Genomic DNA, 21,714 nt, shown 5'->3' on the forward strand with positions numbered 1-21,714 from the left:
ATAAGAAGCATTTAAAAGGAGTTTTAAACTATGATTCGCTTCATATGGTTCTTGCTTACCCTCATTGGGTGGGCTTATTTGTATTGGCGCACGCCGGAGTGGTCATCATTTTGGATGTATGTTCCGGCTGGTATCAACTTTGTTATGTACATCTATGGCTGGATGTTAGAACGAAATAACAAGCTCATGTATTTCTTTGGAGGATTATTGTGGACGGGGAATGGTCTGAGCCTACAGCTCGGAGAGTATGTTCTCGCATCAAAGGATTTCCCATTTTCAATGAGCGGGATAGTTCATACCTCTTTGATCGTAACGATATTTTTCGCATCTTTCCTCACATTCAGCAATTATAGACTCGCACAGAGTTTGTTAAATCGAAGGGGGAACGTCAGTAAACAGCAACTCGTCCATGTCCGTCCGACATCCAAAGATTACTATCTAAAGTTTAAACGTCTGTTTGTTCACAACGAGGAGATTGTATTAAATCTGGGCGAAGAAATTCCAATGAAGGATTGAGGTGATTGAATGATCAAATGGGGTGGGAGTGATATGTTCACCCACATGCTGGTTGTAGGTCCGACACGCTGCGGGAAAACGGCGACTCTTCTCAAGCCGATAATCTATCAGCTCCTCCTGATGAAGAAAAAGGGTATCCCCTTGGGACTATCCGTTGTCGAGCCAAAAGGTGATGTCGCAGAGATGGTCAATGAGATGTGCGGTGAAATGGACATGTCATGCGTACACGTTGATCCTACATCTGATCACAGCGCTCGTTTCCCAGTCATGAAAGGCGATGAAGACGATGTGGCTGAAGCAACGGTAACGGTATTGAAATCTATGTTTGGCAAACAAGAAGCCTTTTTTGCCACAGTCCAAGAACTGGCTGGTCGTAACATCACGAAATTGTTGAAACGTTTGTACCTAGATGATGTAAACCTGGGGGATGTTCTTCGAACGATGCGAGATCAACGTATTCTTGAAGACAAGGTGCAGGAGCTGCGCTTCAAAGAAGGTGAATCCGATCTGGTCCAATTTTTTCAATCGGAGCTACTTGGAGCACAAAAGGAAAAGTACCAGCAGTTTGTTATTGGTCTTCGTGCGCAGTTGGAGAACCTGACTTCTAATCGTCATTTGGAGCCGATCCTCATGGGACAGTCTGATTTTGATATGGACAGACATTTTGAAACGGGTGGTGTGCTGGCTGTAAATACAGCGATGGGGAAGTTACGTAAAGCGGGTGATGCCTTCGGGCAGTTTGTGGTTATGCATTTGCAGAGCGGAACGTTTCGCAGACCGGGAACCGAGCGCACGCGTGTACCCCATGTGATGATTGTGGATGAATACTCCAGATACATTAATCCAGATGTGGAGTTGTTCTTATCCATTGCAGCAGAATATCGGACAGCCGGAATATTTGCTACGCAATCCCTTGGCCAACTGGAGGTTGAAGCAGGCAAAATCAATGCCAAAGCGATGAAGCAATCCATCTTAACAAGCTGCCGAAACAAAATTGCTTTTGGAGGCCTTGCTTACCAGGATGCACTTGAATTCAGCCGGGAGTTTGGTAAAAAGCAGATTATCAGCAGACAAAGCACGTTTAAGCAGCAGATATTACTACCGAATTTGCTACCTGAGAATTATAGAGATACGGAAAAAGAGGAAGATCGGATTTTTTACACACAGATGATGGATGGCTTACCCAAATTTCATTACGTAGCAAAGCTATTGGATGATGGAACTCCGTTGCCGCCGAAAATTGGAAAAGGGGCATTTGTGCCCCGTGATTGGAAGGAACGACGGGAGTGGGAGGTACGAAAGAAGTTGTGGGCGGTTAAATTTGATTTTAAACGCAAGCCTAAAGTTTCAGATTCAAATCCAGAGCAGTCTGGGGTGGAAGACAGCATTTCTTCGAAACTGAAGTTTGTTCCTGCGGACTTGACTGACGAAATGATCCCCGACCCTCCTAATCCACATCTAGAAGAAGCGAAGCCAGAAGGCGGTTCTTCTCAGGATGAATCAATGCATGAACATGAAGATGATCTTGATCCGTTTGAGTAGCACCCTCACTGAATGTCAGTGAGGTTATTTATATTGCCAAAATGAATGCTATGGAGGTTTTACACATGAGTGAAGAGTTGAAAAGAGTATTGATTGAAGGCTACAACGAAGAAAAACTGGAGCGAAACAGTTATGACGAAGGCTGGGCGCAGATTTATAGTGCCAAACAAAATGATTTGATTTTACAAGCGGACATGGTTGGTGTAGAAGTGAAATTGAACAAGTTATGCGGCGTAGTTCAAGTCGGTGATGTTCGAGGATTCATTCCGCAAGAATTTTCGGGTACAACGGATGCTCATGCTTTTCGGCGTTTGCTTGGTGAACCAGTCGCTTTCAAAATCGTAACATATGATCGGGACGGAGATACGTTTATCGCTTCCCGTCAAGCTGCGATTGAACAAATGGAAGGGGTGACGTGGAAATGGCTCGAACTAGGGGCGGCAATAACGGCCGTGGTACGTGCTGTTCATACGAAAGCCATGACAGTAGATATTGGTGGTATTGAAGTCGAAATGCCGGTTCAAGAGTTTGCCCATGGATGGACCGATGATTTGCGAGACGTAGTTCAAATTGGTGATCATTTTAAGGTTAAGGTTGTAGAGCTGGACAAAGAACAGAAGAAAGTTGTAATCAGCAAAAAGGCATTGGATAAGAGTCCGTGGCCGGATTGCAGCAAGCGTTACAACACTCGTGGAGAGTACATTGGAACTGTCTCTGGGGTTGCGGAATACGGAGTTTTTGTTAATTTGGAACGGGGGGTAGACGCATTAGTACGTCATATGCCTTTTGATAAAGTCAAACGTGGAGATAAGGTGTTTATTAAAGTCATTAGAGTGGATCTGAAAAAACAACAAATCATGGCGAGAATTACGCGGAAGCGATAAGAGGAGGAAACCATATGGATAACATGGCGGGGGATCGGGCACTGGCTCGTTCTCCTTTTTCTCTATCTTTTGATTGGACATTTGTACCGACTGTTCTGGAGGAGCCCATAGTTGCAGGCTATGCTCCTGTCAGGCTACCAACAGAGGGATTGGGTTTGCAAGCCATTGGACATATTGGTTGTATTGGCAGCGTGCAACTGGCACGTCTGTTTCACTGGAAACGGCATCAGATCCGGCGAATGTTGGCTGAGCAAAAGCTCGTTCAACATCAGTTGAAAAAGAATAAGAACACCATTCCCATTTTTACACTCGGCCCACGCGGTGTTGATCTTTTTAAAATGGATCAGCCTATGAATAGCTGGCGGCACTGGAGCATTGAATCGGTATTGTCTAAACTGGTATTTTTTCAATTTTGTTGTGCGTTGCAAGAAAAACAAAAGGGCTTTCAAATACTTCCGGCAGCATGGCCTTTCACTGGAAAGTTACAAATGGGTGAGCATATACGATACGTACTTGTACTGCGAGGTACAGAGGATGTTGCTGCGCTAGAAAGAGAGTTACGACATTGCTCTCAACCTGTCATTGTCCTTTCGGAAAATCTGGAGAACGTGACCCCATACAATCATGTACTGACCGTGGCTCATTTGTTGCTCGATCAGGATTTAAGAGAGGATTATAAATTTATGCGTCAGCGAGCAGGGGAATGGCAGCGATCTTAAAATAGATGACCGCTTGTACTACTCATAAACATATGCTAGAATGAAATTGTTAATTTTTCCATCCCTAAACTCCCATTCGCTGGAGACACGGGTCATACCCTACGCTTTGACTTTGCGCTTCACAGAGTTGATAACAGCAGGGTAACTTGTATCGAAAGAACAAGTTTAGTACTACCTCAACCTACAGCTTCGTTCTGATGAAGAGAGGGAAAATGTAGGACAAAAGGCAAAAGGCCAATGAAGTTCCGTAACTCCCGTTTGCAGGAGATAAGGAATGAAGAGTACCGAAAGGCTCTTGGAAAAGCATTGTTACTGAGTTTTAAAAGCCGATTTTTGCATGGATTCGTCCGTGCGGAGATCGGCTTTTTTGCATTTTAATTAAAATTGAGAGGATGGTATAATGGAGACAGTCATTTGGTTTTTAAAGGATGAAGAAGGGAAGGCTCAGGTTAAGCTTTGCTTGCAGGAATTGATTCAAAGAGCAAAGGCCGATCCACTTTTCACACAACTGGTTGAGCTTATTTTTCAAGCCCTTGAGTTTGTGGAAAAAAGGGGAATGATTCATTCCATGACTGAATTTTTTACAACTTCCCTTGAAGGCAACTCGTTATACAGTATCCGAGTCATCAAAGAACTTAGAGATCACCCACCACTACTTGAGTTCCGTGTGAATTGGAGAGGGGCTGGAGCATTTCGAGCGATATGTTTTGAATATTCATTAGAAGATGTTCAGATGCTGGTATTCACGCAATCTATGGTAAAAACCAGTACCTACTCTGATGAATTTGAACATTTAATAAAGAAATCAGAAGAACAGTATATTACGTTTATGAAATCTCCAGAGAAACATATTTTTTCACAAGGGGATGAGATGGATGAATAAATACGGTCATTTAAAAAGGGACTTTGAAGAGTTAAAAGCTGAGGCTAGAGAACTTCCAGGAGTGACAGAGTATCTGGATAGTCCTGAAGTTGCGGTTGGACAGATGATTCTAGCAAGACAACTGGAATTGGGTTACACGCAGCAGCAACTCGCTGATCTTGCAGATGTTCCACTAGAAGACATTAAAGTGATTCAAGCTGGACTTGTACATTCGAATTTCGGATGTGACATTCAGCCTGATTCAATGTCTAAAGTATTCAAAGCCTTGAAGATTATTGGAGTGCAGCCCATTATAGATGAGCAAGCTGCAACCTCAATGCTGGGTTAGTTCAAAATAGAATAATGTTGATTTAAAAACCGATTTTTGCATGAGTTATTTCATGTGAAGCTCGGTTTTTTTGCATTTTATAAAACCTTTGAAAGGACGATGAATCTTATGTTGAAACCTGATACTAATGTTGCTTTAAATGTTCAAGCTACTTTGGAGGAAGCCCTTTCGCTCTTGGATGATGTGATTGCGGAAGCACCTGAATCGTTAAAACATGAGGTAACAACGATCTGGAGCAATTTAGATAAGCTCGTTCAACAGACGTTTGTAAATCCCAAATTAAAATAAGGAGCTGAGCAACGATGGCTGAAGTTATGGATTTGTCAATTATGGAAAAGGTCGTTATTCAAGGCGATTTATCATCACTTAAATCAGAGGAACGGTTTGTATACTACACCAAGGTTTGTGAGAGTGTAGGACTGAATCCCCTGACAAAACCATTTGATTATTTGAAGCTGGACGGGAAGCTTGTACTGTATGCCAAGCGTGACGCTACAGATCAGCTTCGTAAAATACAAAATATCAGTATTACGATCACAAGCCGTGAAAAAGTTGGTGATGTCTACTGTGTGACCGCGCGCGGAACAACTCAAGATGGCCGGACCGATGAATCCATTGGTGCTGTGTCGCTGACCAAAGAAGAGAAGTTATGGGATGAAATGAGAAATCGAAAAGTGCCTACAGGACGAATTCTCCCATTAACTGCAGATGAACTTGCCAACGCCATCATGAAGGCCGAAACGAAGGCGAAACGAAGAGTAACGCTATCTCTATCGGGTCTCGGCATGATGGATGAAAGCGAGATTGAAACAGTTCAAGATGCGGAGCGAATCGAAGTAGGGGAACCTATCCAATCCTCTCAGCCCAATAAAGGAAAACCTTCTTCGGGCAGCACTTCAAGTAAGCCATCAGGTTCTTCAGCGAACAAAGGACAGAAAAATGCGACTTCGACTAAGCCTGCTACGCCGAGTTCAAGAGACTTGTATAGAATGCTGGATATGGGAACAGGAACTTCTCCAGGAGGCGTTACCTTCGCAAAACTAAGATTGGTTAATATAGCAACGGGCGAAGAGTCTGTGGTGCTTGCCAATACGCCAGAGACGATTGAACAAATTAATGCACTATCAAATAATTCACAATTCAAAATTGAATTTGAAATGAACAATGGATTCAAGATGGTGAAATCAATTGCGATTGTAGGTGAAGCAGCATGACGAAAGTGAGCACTACGTTTACAGACGGAAACGCACTAATCTGTGTATTCCCATCCAGTCGAAACAATGGTGTTTATTTGGTCAAAGCTGAACCTCATTTCAATGATCTCATCATCACTCACGATTGCCCAGCTTGTCACTATGGACAGAAGGAATGTAAACATATTCAGATGGCAGCCGATCTATATCGTCGTTGGCAATGGTGGGAACCAGAAAAAACGATTCACACCGTTACACGCAAAATTGTTCTTGCCCCGGATTGGGAGCAGATTCAGCTTCCACCCAGCCCAGAGGAAATGATACGAGCTGTGATTGATCATGCTTCCTGATATTGTGGGCATTGCTGAACAACATGGCCTGCAGATCAATCCTTACTCCAGATCAAGGGAAGAAGTGGCTTGTAAGTGTCCTTTCTGTCATGAGGATTCAAAGCCAGGTAAAAAGCGAAGATACTATCTTTCTCTCAATAGCAAAGACCAAGTGTTCAAATGCTGGTTTTGTAAAGAGAGTGGTGGTGTTTTTCGCTTTATTTCTCTTTTGGAAAATATCCCGGAGGAGAACGTAAAACAACGATTCCGAAAACGGAGAATAGTTCATCCTGCCGAACGCCTCAGCCAAAATCAGCGAAGGTTGCTGAGAGAACATACTGGCGTGAGAGAACCAAACTGGAAGCAGATGAGGGAACGAGATTTCTCGTATTATATGCGTTCCCTGGATCTGTTTTGGGACTCATGGAAAGAGTTTCTGATGAAGGAACAGCGAGATGCCTATTTTCAATTAATTGTGGGGATCAAAACCTGTACGTATCAGAACTACATTGAAAAGATCAGACAACGAGAGCGAGAGATTGAGTCGCCTCTCCTTGAAAGTGTACTACAAATCTACTCTTGTGCTTCCCGTCCGAAGTGGACAGAGGATGCCGAGCGATTTGTGGACCAGTTTAAAACGAAACCTGTAAGTCCTGAACCTAAAAAGGCAGGCATGGACGGAGGATACAAATGCTGAATCGTGTAATTTTGATTGGTCGTCTGACTCGTGATCCTGAGCTACGATATACTCCCGCTGGAGTTGCTGTTTCGCAATTTACTTTGGCAGTGGATAGACCTTTTACGAGTCAAGGTGGAGAACGAGAAGCGGATTTCATTCCTGTTGTTACTTGGAGACAACTTGCTGAGGCTTGTGCAAATCATTTGAAAAAAGGGCATATGGCTGCAGTCGAAGGTCGAATTCAAGTACGAAACTATGAAAATAATGAGGGTAAACGTGTATACGTGACTGAAATCATTGCCGACAACGTTCGATTCCTCACTCCTCAGTCTCAGTCTGGTGGTTCTAGTTCTTCAAACGATTCAAGACCGGGCACAGGAAATCCACAGAATCGAAACAATGGAAACATCCGGGGAACGAATACGGCAGGCGATGCATGGGGAATATCTGATGATGACTTACCATTCTAAATGAACAAACTCTTATTTGTAGAGGAGTGAATGAACATGAGATATACACATTACTGGTATCGAGTAAGGGAGATCGAACTCGATGTGTATTTTAAAATTCTAACTGATTTTAAACGTCTGTTACCTGTACTTACAGAAGAAGGAGTGCGGCTTGCTGGATCAGGAGGGAAAGGAGATCCAGTTATAAACGAAGAACATGTGCTCTTTAATGGTGTGGGTTCGGAAAGGTATGAAGACTTTGTTTTCTCACGGGTACTTGTGCTGCGTGAATGGAATGAGTCAGATGAAAATGACCATTATTTTCAGTTTTGCAAAACAAGCGCATATCCATATGATCAGGCCGTCATTGCCTTCTTACTCATTGCCAAGCACCATTTGCAGCAGGATATTACTGTTCAAAGTGATGTAGGTATTGAAAAGTTAGAAGCTGTAAAGAAGCTATGCCGAACATCCTTGGGACTTTCATGATCTTTTCATACTCACGACTTTCTCTGTATGAAACTTGCCCATTTCGCTTCTATATGAAGTATATCTTGGGTAGGTCAGAGCCGGTTACAAAACCACTCGCTCTAGGCAAAGCAGTGCATAAGGCGATTGAGCAAAAAATCAATGGTATGTCTGAAAATGAAGCGACCCTGGCAGCTATAATTGAAGCGGATTTTCATCCCGAAGTGACTTTTGAAGAAGTTTTAAAGTTGCTTCAGCGAGCGCCTGATGTAAAGGGTCAGACGGAAATTCATTTTAACCTTCTGTTGGACTCTTCATCAGGAATCCAGCTCCAGGGGTATATTGATTTGCTTCAAGATGTTCATTTCTGGGATTGGAAGTCGAATTGGAAACCTTACCGAGTCCATGATACAAGGCAGCTTGCTTTGTACGCTTGGGCCATTATGAAAATGAGAGGTCTTCGTCAAGTCAAAGGCACATTGTATTTTCTTAGGTTTCGGAAAGCAGAATCGTTTATTTACAACGAATCTGTTGGAAACGAAGCTAGAGAATGGGCCATTCAGCTTGCGGAGCAGATTGAAATGAAGAAGTCATGTCTGGAATCATTCCCGGATATGGCTTCTTCGTTTTTTCAACCTAAACCGGGCAGTCACTGCAAACATTGCCCGTTTGTTTTGGAATGTATAAAAAATTGAGAGGATGTTTTTAATATGAGTCATTTTACAGTTGCCGTAATTACGGAGTCATTGGAGAAAGTGGAAGAGTTGTTAGCGCCATATCAAGAAAACAATATGGGAGACTGCCCAAAGCAATTTTTGGCTTTCAATGATGTGGAGGAAGAGTATCGGAAGGAATATGAAAATGGATCTTCAGAAGGTGTCCAATTGATAGATGGTCGAATTGTCTCACCTTACGATGAAGAATTTAAAAAAGTAACAGCGAGTGGAACTGTCATTGGTTACGAAGTGCCATCTCAATTAAAGCGGGTCCGTGTTCCCCATAAAGAGAAGTATTCTTCGTTTGATGACTTCATGATTCAGTCTGAGGGTTTCCGTTCCCTTGATGAGGAAACAGGTAAATGGGGATATTGGGAAAATCCCAATGCTAAATGGGATTGGTGGACAATCGGAGGAAGATGGTCCGACTCACTTTTACTCATATCAGGGAAGCGTGCTAATGCTGCTCAGATCAAAGACATTTTCTTTATTGAACAAACAGATCATGAGGGTCTGAACGTTGAAATTGAGGGCTACCAAGTGCCAGCTTCTCTTGCGCCTATATTTCAGATTATGGTGGCTGAGGCGTCTCAAGTATGGAATGAAGTTATTGAAGGCAAAGGCTTTTATAAGCCTGAGTTTTATATAGAAAGATATGGTGATAAGCAGTCGTATTTGGCTGAAATGTTGAGCTTCTCTACGTATGCGGTAATTACCTCAGATGGAACATGGCATGCCAAAGGGGAAATGGGCTGGTTTGGAATGAGTTCCGAGAGTCCTGAAGAAGCGAAGGAATTTAGCAAGTCCTACTTCGATAGTTTCATCAAACAGGCCAATCCAGAACATTATTTAGTCATTGTAGATTGCCATATATAAAATGAGTTGTTTTTGAAGGACGAATGATTATCTCTAAGAAATTAAATTCTCACAAGGTACCATTTTTATAAAAATTGAAACGATGATGGCCACTTCAAAATCCATAAAAGAATTATAGAGGAGCGAATTTTATATGACAAATACAATACATGAAAAATTAACAATAGAAGAAGCAATCCAGATTGCGTTAGAAATCGAACGAACCGAGGCTGCATTGAAACAGATGAAAGAGCGTTTGAAAACTTATGTCGATGAACATGGAGCGCTTCAAGCTGCGGATAAAGTTTGGGAGTACAGTAATACCAGAAGCTGGTCTTTTAAACCTGATGGATTGCGTGAACTTGCGGTGGCGATCACAGCGGAAGGGAAAAATGCATGGGATTACCTGAGTCTTTCTTCAACCGCGCTGAAAAAGCTGGGTTGGGAAGCCGTTTCTTTGTCCGGGTACGGTACGTTGAAAGAGACTAAACGTTTTGCTTCTCGCAAAGTGTAGTTGTGTCACGGCAAACTAATTCAAAATAGCCTTTCGCCTGGCACTAAATGGCGGTGTTTAATTCCGACACCGCCATTGCGGGGTCGGGATAAACGGAAAGGGGAATATATGAAAAACTTCTCGGTAAACGAAACGCAATTGGCTTCTTTGCCTCGTCGAAGACGTGAACACGCTGAAAAGTTATTACATCTGATTGAACGAGTATTGCAAGAAGATGTTCCTAGTGAGATTAGAAGGCCTGAAGATGTGTATCAGCTCGTGGCTGCGGAGATGTCATCCCTTCCTAATGAGCATTTTGTTGCAATCATGTTGAATGTTAAGAATCGTGTTATTTCTAAGGAAACGATAGGGATTGGGACATTAAATGGAGCTATAGTGCACCCTAGAGAATTATTTAGAAGAGCAATTTTAAAGAATGCTGCTTCTATTATCTGTGTGCATAATCACCCTTCAGGTGATCCGACGCCAAGCCAGGAAGATATCAAGGTCACTAAACGGTTATATGATGCTGGTGAAATTGTTGATATCAATGTACTGGACCATATTATCGTTGGTGTTGAAGGATTTGTATCTCTGAAGCAATTGGGGATGATGTGATGTCAGCAAAGGAGCGGTATTTGAGACAACTTTTGAGTAAAACAACAAAGGAACGTTGGATTGCTAGTTTGATGCTTAGTGCTTCTTCTGAAGTCTTAAAGAGTGTTACATTGAGTCAATTAAAACAGGTGAAATGAAGATGAAATATTGTACAAAGCCCCAGTTGCTTAGACTGGGGCTTTATTTAGTTTAAAAGGAGGACGAGACGGTGAATCATTGGTTTTACATCACACCTGAAGAATACGTTGAGGCTGAGAAAATCGGAATAAAGCCCGCCATGCTGGATCGTCGAATACGAGCACAAGGCTGGACGAAAGAACGTGCGATGACAACACCACCGCGAGGAGTCACGGATCGTCGGAAGTGGCTACAGATTGCATTAGAAAACGGAATAAACAAGAACACGTTCTACAATCGGATCAGATTAGGGTGGAAGATGGAGCAGGCAGCAATGAAGCCTCTACAAACTTCAGAAGAAATACGAGAACAAGCTCTTAGAGCAACAGAATGCATACGTGTGCTTCCCAAAGAATACATTCAGCTTGCTGATCAGAACGGCATACCTTATTCGACTTTCCATAACCGTGTTAAAAACTGCGGTTGGGATATGGAACGGGCGGCGACAGAACCGTTGTGGAGCGCACAGCAATCAGGGAGACTTGGAGCACAACGGTTACGTGAGCGTGAGGGCGATTGGTCGGCTATGTTATTCGGCAAACCAGAGTGGCGTGCAGCTAGGCAGTCTTGAAGAGAGGTGGAAAGTAAGATGACGACATTGCATGGTCGGAAGATAGAAGGATACACAGCAATTGGCTATGAGGTAATCACAGATGATGGTCACAACGCTACTCTCGCCTATGTGCCTTACAGTCAGAAGTTTATAAAGCTGGCCGAGATCGAAGATGGAAAAGTGACGAGCTGCATTGCTTTAAGTGCGAAAGAACTCCAAAGCTTATATAAACGTGTCGGACTACAAACGGAATCAAGAAGTAAGAAAAATATACATCAAAATCAGGGAGGATAACTCAAAATGGTAAATGAAACAAAAGTCATTTTAAATGCAGTTTTGGGGCAAAGAGAGATCAATTTCCAACGATTGAGCAGTATCTCGATTGATGTTTGCAAGATGCGGTGTCCTCATTGCAATCAAATATTTCACGAAATATTTGATCATGAGATTGAAGAATGCCCACTTTGCGAGTCATCTATTGATATAGAGCTACGTGCGGAGGAGATACAGGAGGGAGTTTATACGTTAATACTCGATCCTCAAACGATTATTCCAGAAATTATTGGAATGAATTCGGATAGTCTAGTTTCACGAGAAGCTCTTTTGCCGAAAGAAGAAAACCTGCAAAGAGGATTGATTAAGGCGGAACAGACGAGGGATCGCTTAGTTGAAGCATTGGAGTTTTATGCGGAATACGGCAATTACCTTGAACACATCATTGGTTGGGGGCCGGAGATCCCAGTGGTTCAGGATGGTGGACAACGAGCGCGAATGGCATTGCAAGCGGATAAAGAAGGAGCAGAAGCATGAGACAAACGCTGAAACGGCATGAATTGCTCAAGATACTGGATAATATCGTTGAAATGTCAGATGAAGAAATTGCGAAGATTGTGTAGGGGGCGCTTCGACGGGATAAAACAGTTCTGTAGTAGACCCACTTGTCCTAAAGAGGTAAAATAAACCTAGCACGTTTTCAAAGTGTTAGGGGAGGTGTAGAACTATGAGTGAGGCTAATAAGGCAGAAATCGAGTTTCCAGAGCTAACCTCAGTGGATAGAGACTTTACTCTGGAGAATCTAGTTCGATTTGCAAACATAGGTTATTCTGTTTCAATTACATTAAACGTCAATGGAACTCTTATATCGGGATTGCTGACTTCGGGTAAAGATTATATGGAAACTGTTGCCCAAAGCTTTGAGGGGGTTAGTAAACAGGGTGATACATTAGCTTCTGTTTATCGCGGAATCTCAGAGAGTATGTATTCAGGAGAAGCCTTGCCATTGTCAGATTTGAGCTTAGAATTCGTTCATTTGAAAGAAGCTGTTATTTTTCAAGGCAATACAGACTTCAACGTCGGTTATTGGCGCGGGAAAATTAACAGTGTGGATGGATTTTCAATCGGTAAAATAAAGAAATAACCGAGTCGCCTTATGGCGGCTTTTTCTTTTGCTCTTATATGATGGAATAGAAGCCGTTTTAAGCTCCTTATAATGAGAATGTATGTTTGCATGAGGGCGGCAACTGAGCGAGCGTACGTACGCACGAATATGAGGGTTACCCGAACGTTGAAACCAAGTTAACACAAATAACTACAAAATTAGGAGTGTTAATTGGTGGCTAAATGTTTTTTTTGGATAATAAGAACTATTATTGCCAAAAAAAAATAAATATAAAGAACTATGCTATACTCACAAAAAATGATATATAATTACAATATGTTACATAATAGTATTTTAGGGAGGAATTACTACAATGTTTAAGAAAAAAAATTTAATTAAAGTATTCGGTGCTATTGCTCTTGCAAGTACGTGTATGTTAACTTCCGTAGCACCAGCTTCAGCAGGAGATAGAGCAGCCGCATATCCAAGCTTGGGGCAATCAGGAGGTTATATAGAGGGGGGAGTTTTAGTTCACGGTGGCTATGATTTTGTTACCTCAATAAGCGCATATTTAGAGCTGTATAGGGATGGAACATACTTAGGATCAAAGCAAGATATTACTACAAACTATTATCTTGATACATATGCGCATGCTAAAATTACAGACAATCTTCATAGCGCATCTGGATTGTATACTATGACATGGTCCGCACGAGTCACGGGATACACAATATTCAACGGAGACTGGACAGACGCTGGATCGAAGACTTATTATAAAAATTAACTTAACAAGGAGAATTAACGATGAAAAAAATAAATAAAAAAGTTATTACCTTGGGAATTGCTTCCTTTATGCTGATCGCTGGGGCAAGTGCATATGCTAGTGGTACTATATCTGAGCTTTTTCCTACTGTAGAATCTGAGCACCAGATCCAAGCCAAACAAGTCGAAAATCGGTTAAACCAGTCTTGGGCTAAAGGTAAAGAAGTACTAGAAAGAAATACAAATGCTAATACATTCGCATTAAATAGTGCGCGTGGGAGCGTTAATAATGATTTGTCTGATTGGACTTTTGGAGATATTACTAATCTTGATAAATTATTGTCATCATTCTCTGACCAAGAAAAATCTTCTTTCTTAGAAGCATTTTATGGTAAAGAGAGACAAGAGAATCTTGAGCAGGGAGATTATATGTCTGCTGTGCTTTTAAGTCCTGATAAAAAGCAAGCTATAGTTTATTGGGAGAAGGCAAATGGAAATTTCATAACTCTCGATATGAAAACTAAGAGTGATAATTCTTGGTTTGTTGATGAAGTCAAACTTCAACCAGCTCAATAAATATTAACAATTAAAACCCAACACCAGATGGTGTTGGGTTCTTTGTTTTATAAGATACTGCAAGCTAGGTTAAAAGTAGAAAAAACTAAAGTTTTTATTTATACATTATTTAAAGTGGGGGTCGTTGTTATGAACATCAGAATCATGCCAAACGTTCAGAATATTGCCAAGGTCCATAACACCGTATTGATCATGATTTTTGATTTACTATTGTACTAACATGTGCTCCAGTGGTATAGTAAAATTGTAATTATTCTTCAATCCTAAACTCCCATTCGCTGGAGACAAGGGTCATACCCTACGCTTTGACTTTGGACTTCACAAAGTAGATAACAGCAGGGTAACTTGTAACACCTCAACCTATACCTTCGTTATGTTGAAGACAGAAATGAAGAGAGGAAAAACGTAGGACAAAAGGCAAATGCCAATGAAGTTCCGTCACTCCCGTTTGCAGGAGACAAGGAATGAAGAGTACCGAAAGGCTCTTGGAAAAGCATTGTTACTTGAGTTCTAAAAGCCGATTTTTGCATGGATTCGTCCGTGCGGAGATCGGCTTTTTTGCGTTTCATTAAAAATGGAGAGGATGGTTAAAATGTTTAATCTGTTCAGAGGTAAAAATGCGAAAAGTGCGATTCATACAGCAGTAGGTGGGTTCCTTCATGAAGAGAAAAAACGCCATAAAAATGCTGTGGACTTTCTTCAGATGATGGCTGGCGTTACGGTTTACGTCGCTGAAGAAGTATGGGGAGCAGCCGATCCAGAAGTGAAAATCAGTGATACCGTCCGTTTTGATATGGCAACTCAAAGTTTCTTCTACAAAACGGACGGAAATGAAATGAATGTGCAGGCCCTTAAAGGACAACCTTTTTGGCAAAGCGTGCAGCAAATAATGGTCTTTGGACAAGACTTGCTGGATGATATTAAAGAACGAGAAGAAGGTCGGAAGCAGTTGGTATCCAATATTGCTGACCTGACACAACAAATGAATGAGAGTTCGATCGTTATACCGAGAGTAAAAATGTTTCGTGTATAGCTTTAACAATAAAGAAAAGCCGATTTCATGCATGAAACCTATGCGTTGAAATCGGCTTTCTCAATTTAATAAGGAGAGTGATAAGAAATGAGAAAACATTGGAGAGTTTGTCCAGAATCGGTTTCACATTCAATCGAACGTGTTTTTGATAACTACATGTTAGGTAGGATGAGTCGTTTAGAATATTGCCAGCGTGTAGGATATCTGTTGCAGATAAGGGAGGTAAGGTAGGATGAAAACAGTGAAATTTACATATGATCCGCTGGCGCTTGTACGTATTGTCCTTCAGCGGCATGTTGAAGAGAATATTCAAGGAAAGTTTTATAAAGCAAAGCAGTTCGCTTGCTATGAATACTTGTCTAAACTGTCGGATGAGTCTTTGGAAAATTTGCTCAGAGAGTACACGAAGCGACACAATCTTGAGTTCATTACGTTGGAAAATTGGAAACAGGATGGGGAACTCATCTTCGAGATTATTTTTGAACAAGAGGATTATAGGCAGTTGGAAATCGACTTCAAGAAAAGAGGATTTGGGGCTACCGGTCTTGGTGTACTTGATGTCGGGAATAACATTTTCTACGATTGTGAATTTGTCCAGCACTGGAGTACGATTCAACATATCGTGGAAAAGTCTTACCCGAGATATGCGAAGGCACTAGAAAAAATGTACATTTACGAAAGGCTTGAAGAGTTTGAGGGGGTCACCCGTGAGGAGTTGGAGAATTTTATCACAACCAACTTTGAACTTTATGGTGGTAGTAAGCCAGCTAAAGACTATCTCTAAGCAAGCATATAATGTCTATCCGAACACTTGAGTAACTTTCAAGTGTTCTTCTTTATTTTTAAAAAACGAGGAGGCGTTTGCAATGAACTCTATTTTAAAAAATGCTGTTGTGGTTCCGGCTGGTCAAGGAGATGCAATTGGATTCTTAACCTGGAACTCGTTATCTAATATGCTAATCACTCCAGACGACTTGAAACAGAAACTCATTGATTCAGGGCTGGGAGAAGGGTGGATGCCAAATGCAATCCGTCTACCAGACGCTTTTAGAAGAGCGACCAGTGAAAAGTTTAAACGGGAGATGTCGCCAGGTGTGTATGAAAACTACATGTTTAGAGAGGTGGCATCGACGAGTTCTTTCGTGCAGCGTAATTTGGTTTGCGAAACGGTCGATACCAAAGGGAGAAGGTTGAACTACATCCCGGATGTAGGATCGCTAGTATTGGATCGGAAAACGGAGAAGGTAGATGCCAGTTACATCTCTTCCATGGCGCAGCAACTTGTTAGTAATGCTGCCCTGCAATTTGATATCTTCCGAAACAATTATGGGTCTACGACATTGCGAACTGTGATTACAAATGCTTTAAAGAGCATGTCACCTACCCCAGTAAGGCCATCTGGAGGTGTCTACTTTGTTCCGGCACAATTTGATGGGAACTTGGATGCACTGATCCGCTTTATTGTTTCTCTTGAAAAAGGAGAAGCAGAGAAAGTACCTGTCATGAACACATTGGATATGAAAAACATGGTGACTCGGAAATTAATGGATCATCTCCGTTCAACGCTTGCTGCTTGTGAAAACGGGGTAGAGAATCAGCTCAAGAAGAATGATCTAAAAGCTATTCTTGAAGATGCGAAAAATGTGGTGAGCAACTTTAAAGACTACGAAAGTATTGTTACAGGGAATTTGCAAGAAATGGAGGCTTATGTTGCGCTCATCCGTAAGAGAGTGGCGGAAGCTTTGGCAAATATGGCCGACTGATTTTCACATATTCTTGTTGAAACGGATTTTTAGGTTCAGCTCTTTTTGATTTCTAAAACTAAGATATGGAGGACTTAAATATGAAAATTAAACATATTCAAAATGCGTTGTCACAGCAATATGCAGAACGTGAAGAAGTTATTGAAGGGCTTATGGTAGCCATGATTGCTCGTCAACATGCCTTGCTGATCGGACCGCCCGGAACAGGAAAGAGTGCATTGGTGAGTGATCTGACCAAACGGATTACAGGAGCGAATTATTTTCAATGGCTGCTGACACGGTTCAGTACACCAGAGGAGCTATTTGGACCTGTATCCTTAAAGGAATTGGAACAGGGTGTGTATAAGCGGAACACAACTGGGAAGTTGCCAACCGCACATACATCCTTTCTAGATGAAATTTTTAAGGCGAATAGTGCCATTTTGAATGCACTTTTGACACTCATCAATGAACGGATATTTTACAATGATGGCGCGCCAGCACAAGTTCCACTCATGTCACTCATTGGGAGCTCGAATGAGTACCCTGAAGAAGGGGAAGGATTGGAGGCATTGTTTGACCGATTTCTACTAAGGTTTGAGGTGAACTACATCGGTGAAGATCAGTCTTTTGTATCTATGTTGAAAGGATCTCCACCAGTTCCTGCGGATATGAATATTGAAGAACTATTTCAACTTCAATTTTTTAGTGACACCGTAGTGATTCCTGATGAGGTTTTTGATGCCTTGAGCAAAATTAGGAGAGAACTGATGGATGTAGGGATTCGTCCTTCAGATCGACGTTTTATGCAAACTCTCTCAGTGATCCGCGCGAAGGCCGTACTTGCTGGTAGAGATAAGGCGACCTTGGAAGACCTCATGATTCTCAAGAACAGTTTGTGGGAGAAACCGGAACAACACGAAAAGGTCATGAAAATCGTGCGAAACTATGCTCAGGATGCGGTGAAGACACGTATTCAAGAGATTGAAGCCGAAACAGCAGAGATCATGAAAACTTTGGATCAGTCCAGTAATTCTACGGATATCGCTGTTGAAAGTACGAAGAAACTGAAATCGTTGGTCAATGAACTAAAAAAACTTCAAAAAGACAATCCAAACAGGATAGAAATTGAGAGCGCAATTGCAACTGTCCAAGGCTCTCTGAGTGGTATTGCATCACAAGTGTTGGGAGTGTAGCAGATGAAGGAAGCTATGAAATCTGTTTTAAACACAGATGCATATGATCGCAGACGATTTGGACAGTTAATGGAGATGTCAGACAAGCTGAAGAAGATTGGAAAAGAGGGGAAGGAGATCTTCCCCTTGATTCAGCCTTTGATGAGTGATCTATGGGCCGGATTGTTCAAAATGAAGCCAGAGCTGCTTAATGATGTTCCTGAAGAACTTGGAATGAACCGTCAGCTCATGGAAAGAGTCATGACCGATCAAGGATATCTGGATTTTCGTGAATTTACTCGCCTGGATGATCTGGCGGCAGCCATTGGAACAACGAAATACAGTGAAACCGTTCTTAGATGGGTGAAAGAGCAAGCCAAGCAAGATCAAGACTTGGCAGAAGCTTTGCAGAAGCTCATCCAAGGGGAACAGAAAGCTTCTCAGCAAGCTACAGATGCTTTGTCCGCAGCACTTAATCAGAACGGATCTCAATTATCTCAAATGCTCGCTCAGGCTACGGATGAAGCGATAGAGACTAAAGAAAATGTGAAATCTATTTTAGGTGGAATACAGGCCGGAAGTGGTGACAGTGAGCTGAAGAAGATTCCTTTAAAAGAGCAATTATTTCTTGCTGAAAAGTTGAGTCATGATAAAAAGTTGAAGGAAATCGCAAAATGGGCAGGACGAATGAAAGTTATTGCGAATCGTAAACAGCGTTCTAAACATAAGGATGCGATTGATCGGAATGGAATCCGGCAAGGAAGTGACATTGAGCAACTGCTGCCGATGGAGCTAGGCAGTTACGCCAGCCCCATTAGCAAATTGGATTTCTTACGCCGATATGCGGAAGGCCAAACCCTTCAGTATGATACCAAGGGAAAAGAACATCTTGGCAAAGGGCCCATTATCCTGTGTCTCGATCAATCCGGGAGTATGAAGGGTCAGGATACGATTTCCAAGGGATTTGCTTTGGCTCTCATGAGCATCGCTCGAAAACAGAGAAGGGATTTTGCGTGGATTCCGTTTTCCTCACATGCATCTGATGCCATCATCTATGCACGGGGAAAAATTGAAGTTCAAGATATGATTCAGCTTGCAACTGTTTTTCTTGATGGAGGTACGAATTTTGTACAACCCTTAAACAAAGCAAGTGAGGTCATTAAACAAAGTCGATTTAATCAAGCGGATATCATTTTTGTTACTGATGGGGAAGCGCATGTAAATCATGATTTCTTAAAAGCATGGAGTAGCTTAAAGGAACAAAAAGGATTTTCTGTCTTGTCCTTGTTATTAGGGAAAGAATCCATTCGTGGAGTGGAAGGATTTTCTGATCGAATCGTTCGAGCCTCGTCTTTTGAGGATCAATCTATACAGCATGCTTTTGATATATGACCAATGAACAGGACGTGCACAATGCGTCCTGTTTTCTTAATATGAGGAGGATAAAATAATGAAAGATCAAGTATTCAGAGAACAACAAAAAGCCTTTTAAACATGCGTGACCGTATTCGATTTGATATGCCGTCCCAAGCTATGACCGGTCTAAGGATCATAATGGAGCATGGACAGAATCGTTACTAATTAAGCGGTACTCTGTGGATAAAGCATATGGATAACTATGTCAGAACAGTGCAACGAGTAAAGCGTTCATTGACAGTGGGGGTGGTTTGATGCAGGCGGATATGAAGCAATTCCTCTTACAGATGGAATGATTTGAAATACAACTTCCATATTATGTTAAGATAATTGGTTATATTAGCAAGTTGAAAATCACTAGTTCTCATTTGAATTTGTATAGAATCATTTAATATGTGCTTATATATTAAATGATTTACATACTACAATTAAAACTAGTTAATATAATATTTATAAATTAGTGAACAAAATGGATTTTTTTCGACAAAATAAGATGAAAAGTTACAAAATACACCTATTTATTATTGGAGATCAATAAACGATAATGATAAAGCTATGTAGCAACTATTCAAAAAAAAGGGGGAAATCTTATGGCCGTGAAATAAAGGTTTCGTATCATGGAAAGTAAATGACATTATTATAGTAAGGGTGAAGATTCTAAATAATGAAAATTAAAGTGGCAGTTAAATTATTTATTTCTCTAAGTTTGATTTTGGCAATGAGTGTTATAAGTACCGTTCAAGCAGAGGAAAACAAAGACGAAAAGCCAGTTAATCAGATATCAATAGGATGGTTACATTTCTCCGTCTTGGGGAGGGATGGAACAATATGGTCAGCAGGAGCGAATAACGGTCAAATGGGTAGTGAATCTAGTAAAGTAATCGACTTAAAGGCTATTTCTACCTCATCAGACATAGCTGGTATTTATGCAGGACCATTCAGCAATTATGGCATTACCAAGAATGGTAAGGTGGTAAGCTGGCAAAAACCAATATCCATTGGGAATTCAGCTTCTGTTTTTTCTTCATTAGAGAACGTGAAAAAGATAGTCGAGGGACTTAACTTTTATGCAGTTCTGACTAGGGAGGGAACCGTTTGGACGTGGGGACAGAATGATTCTGGACAATTAGGACAGGGAGATCGTAAGCGACGTGATGTACCTACATTAGTGCCGAATTTAGAGAAAATCACTGAAATAGCTATTGTACTACAATCTACATTTGCAATTCAAGAAGACGGTACGTTATGGGGGTGGGGGGGGAATAATGTTTATCAAGGTAATGGAAATACTACCCAAAGTTTAGTTCCTGTCCGGATTGAAATTCCAGCAAAGATTAAGCATATCTACTCAAATACTAATACTAATACCGTTGCGGCGATTGACGTAAACAACGATGTATGGATGTGGGGCGGTAATTACGATGGACAACTAGGAAATGGAACGAGAGAATATAGAAAGTTTCCAGCAATTAATGAATCCTTGGGTAAAGTTAAACAACTTGCCTTAGGACGATCTCATGTTCTTGCTCTGAAACAAGATGGAACCGTTTGGGCATGGGGCAACAATACGCACGGACAACTAGGTGACGGAACTACGGTGGATCGCCTGCTTCCTATTCAAGTACCTGATTTATCCGAGGTGGACTCTATAGCAGCTGGAAGTGAATTCATCAGTGGTGCAGTCAGTAAATCTTCTCAAATTTATATATGGGGACAGGCAGTAAGATCAGAGTCGGATTTTGATACGAAAAGAATATTGACTACACCTCAGTTAATAACTATTGATGATGAACCCAAAGTGACTGCTCCCATCGACAAGCCCGTGAATCTGAAACTTAAAGTAGTAAACTCTTCTTCTGTTCAACTGTCATGGGATCAAGCCAAGTCGCAAAATGAACCTGAAGATGGATACAACATCTATCAGAATAACGTGTTAATCGGAGATACTAAAGATAAAAGCTATATTATTAATAATCTCGATGTAACGAAAGAATACAATTTTTATATCAAAGCAAAATCCATCTCAGGTCAAGAATCAGAAGCAAGTAACACGGTAAAAAAGAAAGGGATTGAAAAATATACTTACGTCTATAATTCTTCAGGTCAACTCATGAGTATCTTGTATGAATCGGGTAAGAAAATAACTTATGAATACGATAAAAATGGGAATTTGAAAAAGACAACAGTAGTCAATCCATAGACTATAAGCACATTGCAGCTACTACTTATT

Annotated in this window: 28 protein-coding genes; all 28 read left to right on the forward strand. The window is 41.3% G+C overall.

The annotated features are described in order from the left end of the window. Window positions 1-30: 30 nt before the first annotated feature. The 28 genes from HNR77_RS12260 (at window position 31) to HNR77_RS12395 (ending at window position 21,684) form a co-directional block, all read left to right on the forward strand. A complete protein-coding gene (locus HNR77_RS12260; protein WP_184184349.1) occupies window positions 31-516 on the forward strand; it encodes a hypothetical protein in 486 nt (161 codons plus the stop codon). Between the two features lie 9 nt (window positions 517-525). Next, window positions 526-2,058 carry a type IV secretory system conjugative DNA transfer family protein gene (locus HNR77_RS12265; RefSeq protein ID WP_184184352.1) on the forward strand — a complete coding sequence of 511 codons (1,533 nt, stop codon included), beginning with the start codon at window positions 526-528 and terminating at the stop codon, window positions 2,056-2,058. A gap of 65 nt (window positions 2,059-2,123) precedes the next feature. Next, a complete protein-coding gene (locus HNR77_RS12270) occupies window positions 2,124-2,942 on the forward strand; it encodes a S1 RNA-binding domain-containing protein (protein WP_260410545.1) in 819 nt (272 codons plus the stop codon). A gap of 14 nt (window positions 2,943-2,956) precedes the next feature. Further along, the gene (locus tag HNR77_RS12275) at window positions 2,957-3,661 is read left to right on the forward strand and encodes a hypothetical protein (RefSeq protein WP_184184358.1); all 705 of its coding nucleotides are present in this window, start codon (window positions 2,957-2,959) and stop codon (window positions 3,659-3,661) included. Between the two features lie 400 nt (window positions 3,662-4,061). Then, on the forward strand, window positions 4,062-4,544 hold the full coding sequence (locus HNR77_RS12280; protein ID WP_184184361.1) for a hypothetical protein: 483 nt from the start codon (window positions 4,062-4,064) through the stop codon (window positions 4,542-4,544). Then, window positions 4,537-4,872 carry a helix-turn-helix domain-containing protein gene (locus HNR77_RS12285; protein WP_184184363.1) on the forward strand — a complete coding sequence of 112 codons (336 nt, stop codon included), beginning with the start codon at window positions 4,537-4,539 and terminating at the stop codon, window positions 4,870-4,872. Before HNR77_RS12280 ends, HNR77_RS12285 begins: the two co-directional genes overlap by 8 nt. 108 nt (window positions 4,873-4,980) lie before the next feature. Next, a complete protein-coding gene (locus HNR77_RS12290; RefSeq protein WP_184184366.1) occupies window positions 4,981-5,160 on the forward strand; it encodes a hypothetical protein in 180 nt (59 codons plus the stop codon). A 14-nt stretch (window positions 5,161-5,174) separates the two neighbouring features. Next, on the forward strand, window positions 5,175-6,086 hold the full coding sequence (locus tag HNR77_RS12295; RefSeq protein WP_184184369.1) for a hypothetical protein: 912 nt from the start codon (window positions 5,175-5,177) through the stop codon (window positions 6,084-6,086). Beyond that, window positions 6,083-6,415 (forward strand): hypothetical protein, encoded by a 333-nt coding sequence (locus HNR77_RS12300; RefSeq protein ID WP_260410546.1) that lies wholly within the window; start codon window positions 6,083-6,085, stop codon window positions 6,413-6,415. Before HNR77_RS12295 ends, HNR77_RS12300 begins: the two co-directional genes overlap by 4 nt. 322 nt (window positions 6,416-6,737) lie before the next feature. Further along, complete coding sequence (locus tag HNR77_RS30300) at window positions 6,738-7,091, forward strand: hypothetical protein (protein ID WP_260410547.1); 354 nt, start codon at window positions 6,738-6,740, stop codon at window positions 7,089-7,091. Further along, a complete protein-coding gene (ssb, locus tag HNR77_RS12310) occupies window positions 7,085-7,543 on the forward strand; it encodes a single-stranded DNA-binding protein (protein WP_184184375.1) in 459 nt (152 codons plus the stop codon). Before HNR77_RS30300 ends, ssb begins: the two co-directional genes overlap by 7 nt. A 36-nt stretch (window positions 7,544-7,579) precedes the next feature. Then, entirely contained in the window at window positions 7,580-8,011 is a 432-nt protein-coding gene (locus HNR77_RS12315; RefSeq protein ID WP_184184378.1) for a hypothetical protein, read from the forward strand. After that, complete coding sequence (locus HNR77_RS12320) at window positions 8,008-8,685, forward strand: PD-(D/E)XK nuclease family protein (RefSeq protein WP_184184381.1); 678 nt, start codon at window positions 8,008-8,010, stop codon at window positions 8,683-8,685. Before HNR77_RS12315 ends, HNR77_RS12320 begins: the two co-directional genes overlap by 4 nt. A gap of 15 nt (window positions 8,686-8,700) precedes the next feature. Further along, the gene (locus HNR77_RS12325; protein WP_184184383.1) at window positions 8,701-9,582 is read left to right on the forward strand and encodes a hypothetical protein; all 882 of its coding nucleotides are present in this window, start codon (window positions 8,701-8,703) and stop codon (window positions 9,580-9,582) included. A gap of 133 nt (window positions 9,583-9,715) precedes the next feature. Continuing rightward, window positions 9,716-10,075: a hypothetical protein gene (locus tag HNR77_RS12330; protein WP_184184386.1), complete on the forward strand. Its 360-nt coding sequence runs from the start codon at window positions 9,716-9,718 to the stop codon at window positions 10,073-10,075. A gap of 108 nt (window positions 10,076-10,183) precedes the next feature. Continuing rightward, the gene (locus HNR77_RS12335) at window positions 10,184-10,672 is read left to right on the forward strand and encodes a JAB domain-containing protein (protein ID WP_184184389.1); all 489 of its coding nucleotides are present in this window, start codon (window positions 10,184-10,186) and stop codon (window positions 10,670-10,672) included. Window positions 10,673-10,880: 208 nt separating this feature from the next. Continuing rightward, complete coding sequence (locus HNR77_RS12340) at window positions 10,881-11,420, forward strand: hypothetical protein (RefSeq protein ID WP_184184391.1); 540 nt, start codon at window positions 10,881-10,883, stop codon at window positions 11,418-11,420. 18 nt (window positions 11,421-11,438) lie between these two features. Further along, window positions 11,439-11,696 (forward strand): hypothetical protein, encoded by a 258-nt coding sequence (locus HNR77_RS12345; RefSeq protein ID WP_184184394.1) that lies wholly within the window; start codon window positions 11,439-11,441, stop codon window positions 11,694-11,696. 6 nt (window positions 11,697-11,702) lie between these two features. Further along, window positions 11,703-12,212 carry a hypothetical protein gene (locus HNR77_RS12350; protein ID WP_184184398.1) on the forward strand — a complete coding sequence of 170 codons (510 nt, stop codon included), beginning with the start codon at window positions 11,703-11,705 and terminating at the stop codon, window positions 12,210-12,212. A 190-nt stretch (window positions 12,213-12,402) separates the two neighbouring features. Then, window positions 12,403-12,819 carry a gas vesicle accessory protein GvpU gene (gvpU, locus tag HNR77_RS12355; RefSeq protein WP_184184401.1) on the forward strand — a complete coding sequence of 139 codons (417 nt, stop codon included), beginning with the start codon at window positions 12,403-12,405 and terminating at the stop codon, window positions 12,817-12,819. 334 nt (window positions 12,820-13,153) lie between these two features. Further along, on the forward strand, window positions 13,154-13,564 hold the full coding sequence (locus tag HNR77_RS12360) for a hypothetical protein (RefSeq protein ID WP_184184404.1): 411 nt from the start codon (window positions 13,154-13,156) through the stop codon (window positions 13,562-13,564). A gap of 20 nt (window positions 13,565-13,584) precedes the next feature. After that, the gene (locus HNR77_RS12365) at window positions 13,585-14,118 is read left to right on the forward strand and encodes a hypothetical protein (RefSeq protein WP_184184407.1); all 534 of its coding nucleotides are present in this window, start codon (window positions 13,585-13,587) and stop codon (window positions 14,116-14,118) included. A 592-nt stretch (window positions 14,119-14,710) separates the two neighbouring features. Beyond that, window positions 14,711-15,151 carry a hypothetical protein gene (locus HNR77_RS12370; RefSeq protein WP_184184410.1) on the forward strand — a complete coding sequence of 147 codons (441 nt, stop codon included), beginning with the start codon at window positions 14,711-14,713 and terminating at the stop codon, window positions 15,149-15,151. A 232-nt stretch (window positions 15,152-15,383) separates the two neighbouring features. Then, window positions 15,384-15,935: a hypothetical protein gene (locus tag HNR77_RS12375; protein ID WP_184184413.1), complete on the forward strand. Its 552-nt coding sequence runs from the start codon at window positions 15,384-15,386 to the stop codon at window positions 15,933-15,935. A gap of 82 nt (window positions 15,936-16,017) precedes the next feature. Next, window positions 16,018-16,914 carry a DUF6744 family protein gene (locus HNR77_RS12380; protein ID WP_184184416.1) on the forward strand — a complete coding sequence of 299 codons (897 nt, stop codon included), beginning with the start codon at window positions 16,018-16,020 and terminating at the stop codon, window positions 16,912-16,914. Between the two features lie 80 nt (window positions 16,915-16,994). Beyond that, window positions 16,995-18,089 (forward strand): AAA family ATPase, encoded by a 1,095-nt coding sequence (locus HNR77_RS12385; protein WP_184184419.1) that lies wholly within the window; start codon window positions 16,995-16,997, stop codon window positions 18,087-18,089. Window positions 18,090-18,260: 171 nt separating this feature from the next. After that, window positions 18,261-19,460, forward strand: coding sequence for a vWA domain-containing protein (locus HNR77_RS12390; protein ID WP_184184422.1), 1,200 nt, complete (start codon window positions 18,261-18,263; stop codon window positions 19,458-19,460). Between the two features lie 688 nt (window positions 19,461-20,148). After that, window positions 20,149-21,684, forward strand: a complete 1,536-nt coding sequence (locus HNR77_RS12395) for a fibronectin type III domain-containing protein (RefSeq protein WP_184184425.1) — start codon at window positions 20,149-20,151, stop codon at window positions 21,682-21,684. Window positions 21,685-21,714: the final 30 nt, after the last annotated feature.

This window comes from Paenibacillus sp. JGP012, from assembly GCF_014203995.1.
GTDB lineage: Bacteria > Bacillota > Bacilli > Paenibacillales > Paenibacillaceae > Paenibacillus > Paenibacillus silvae.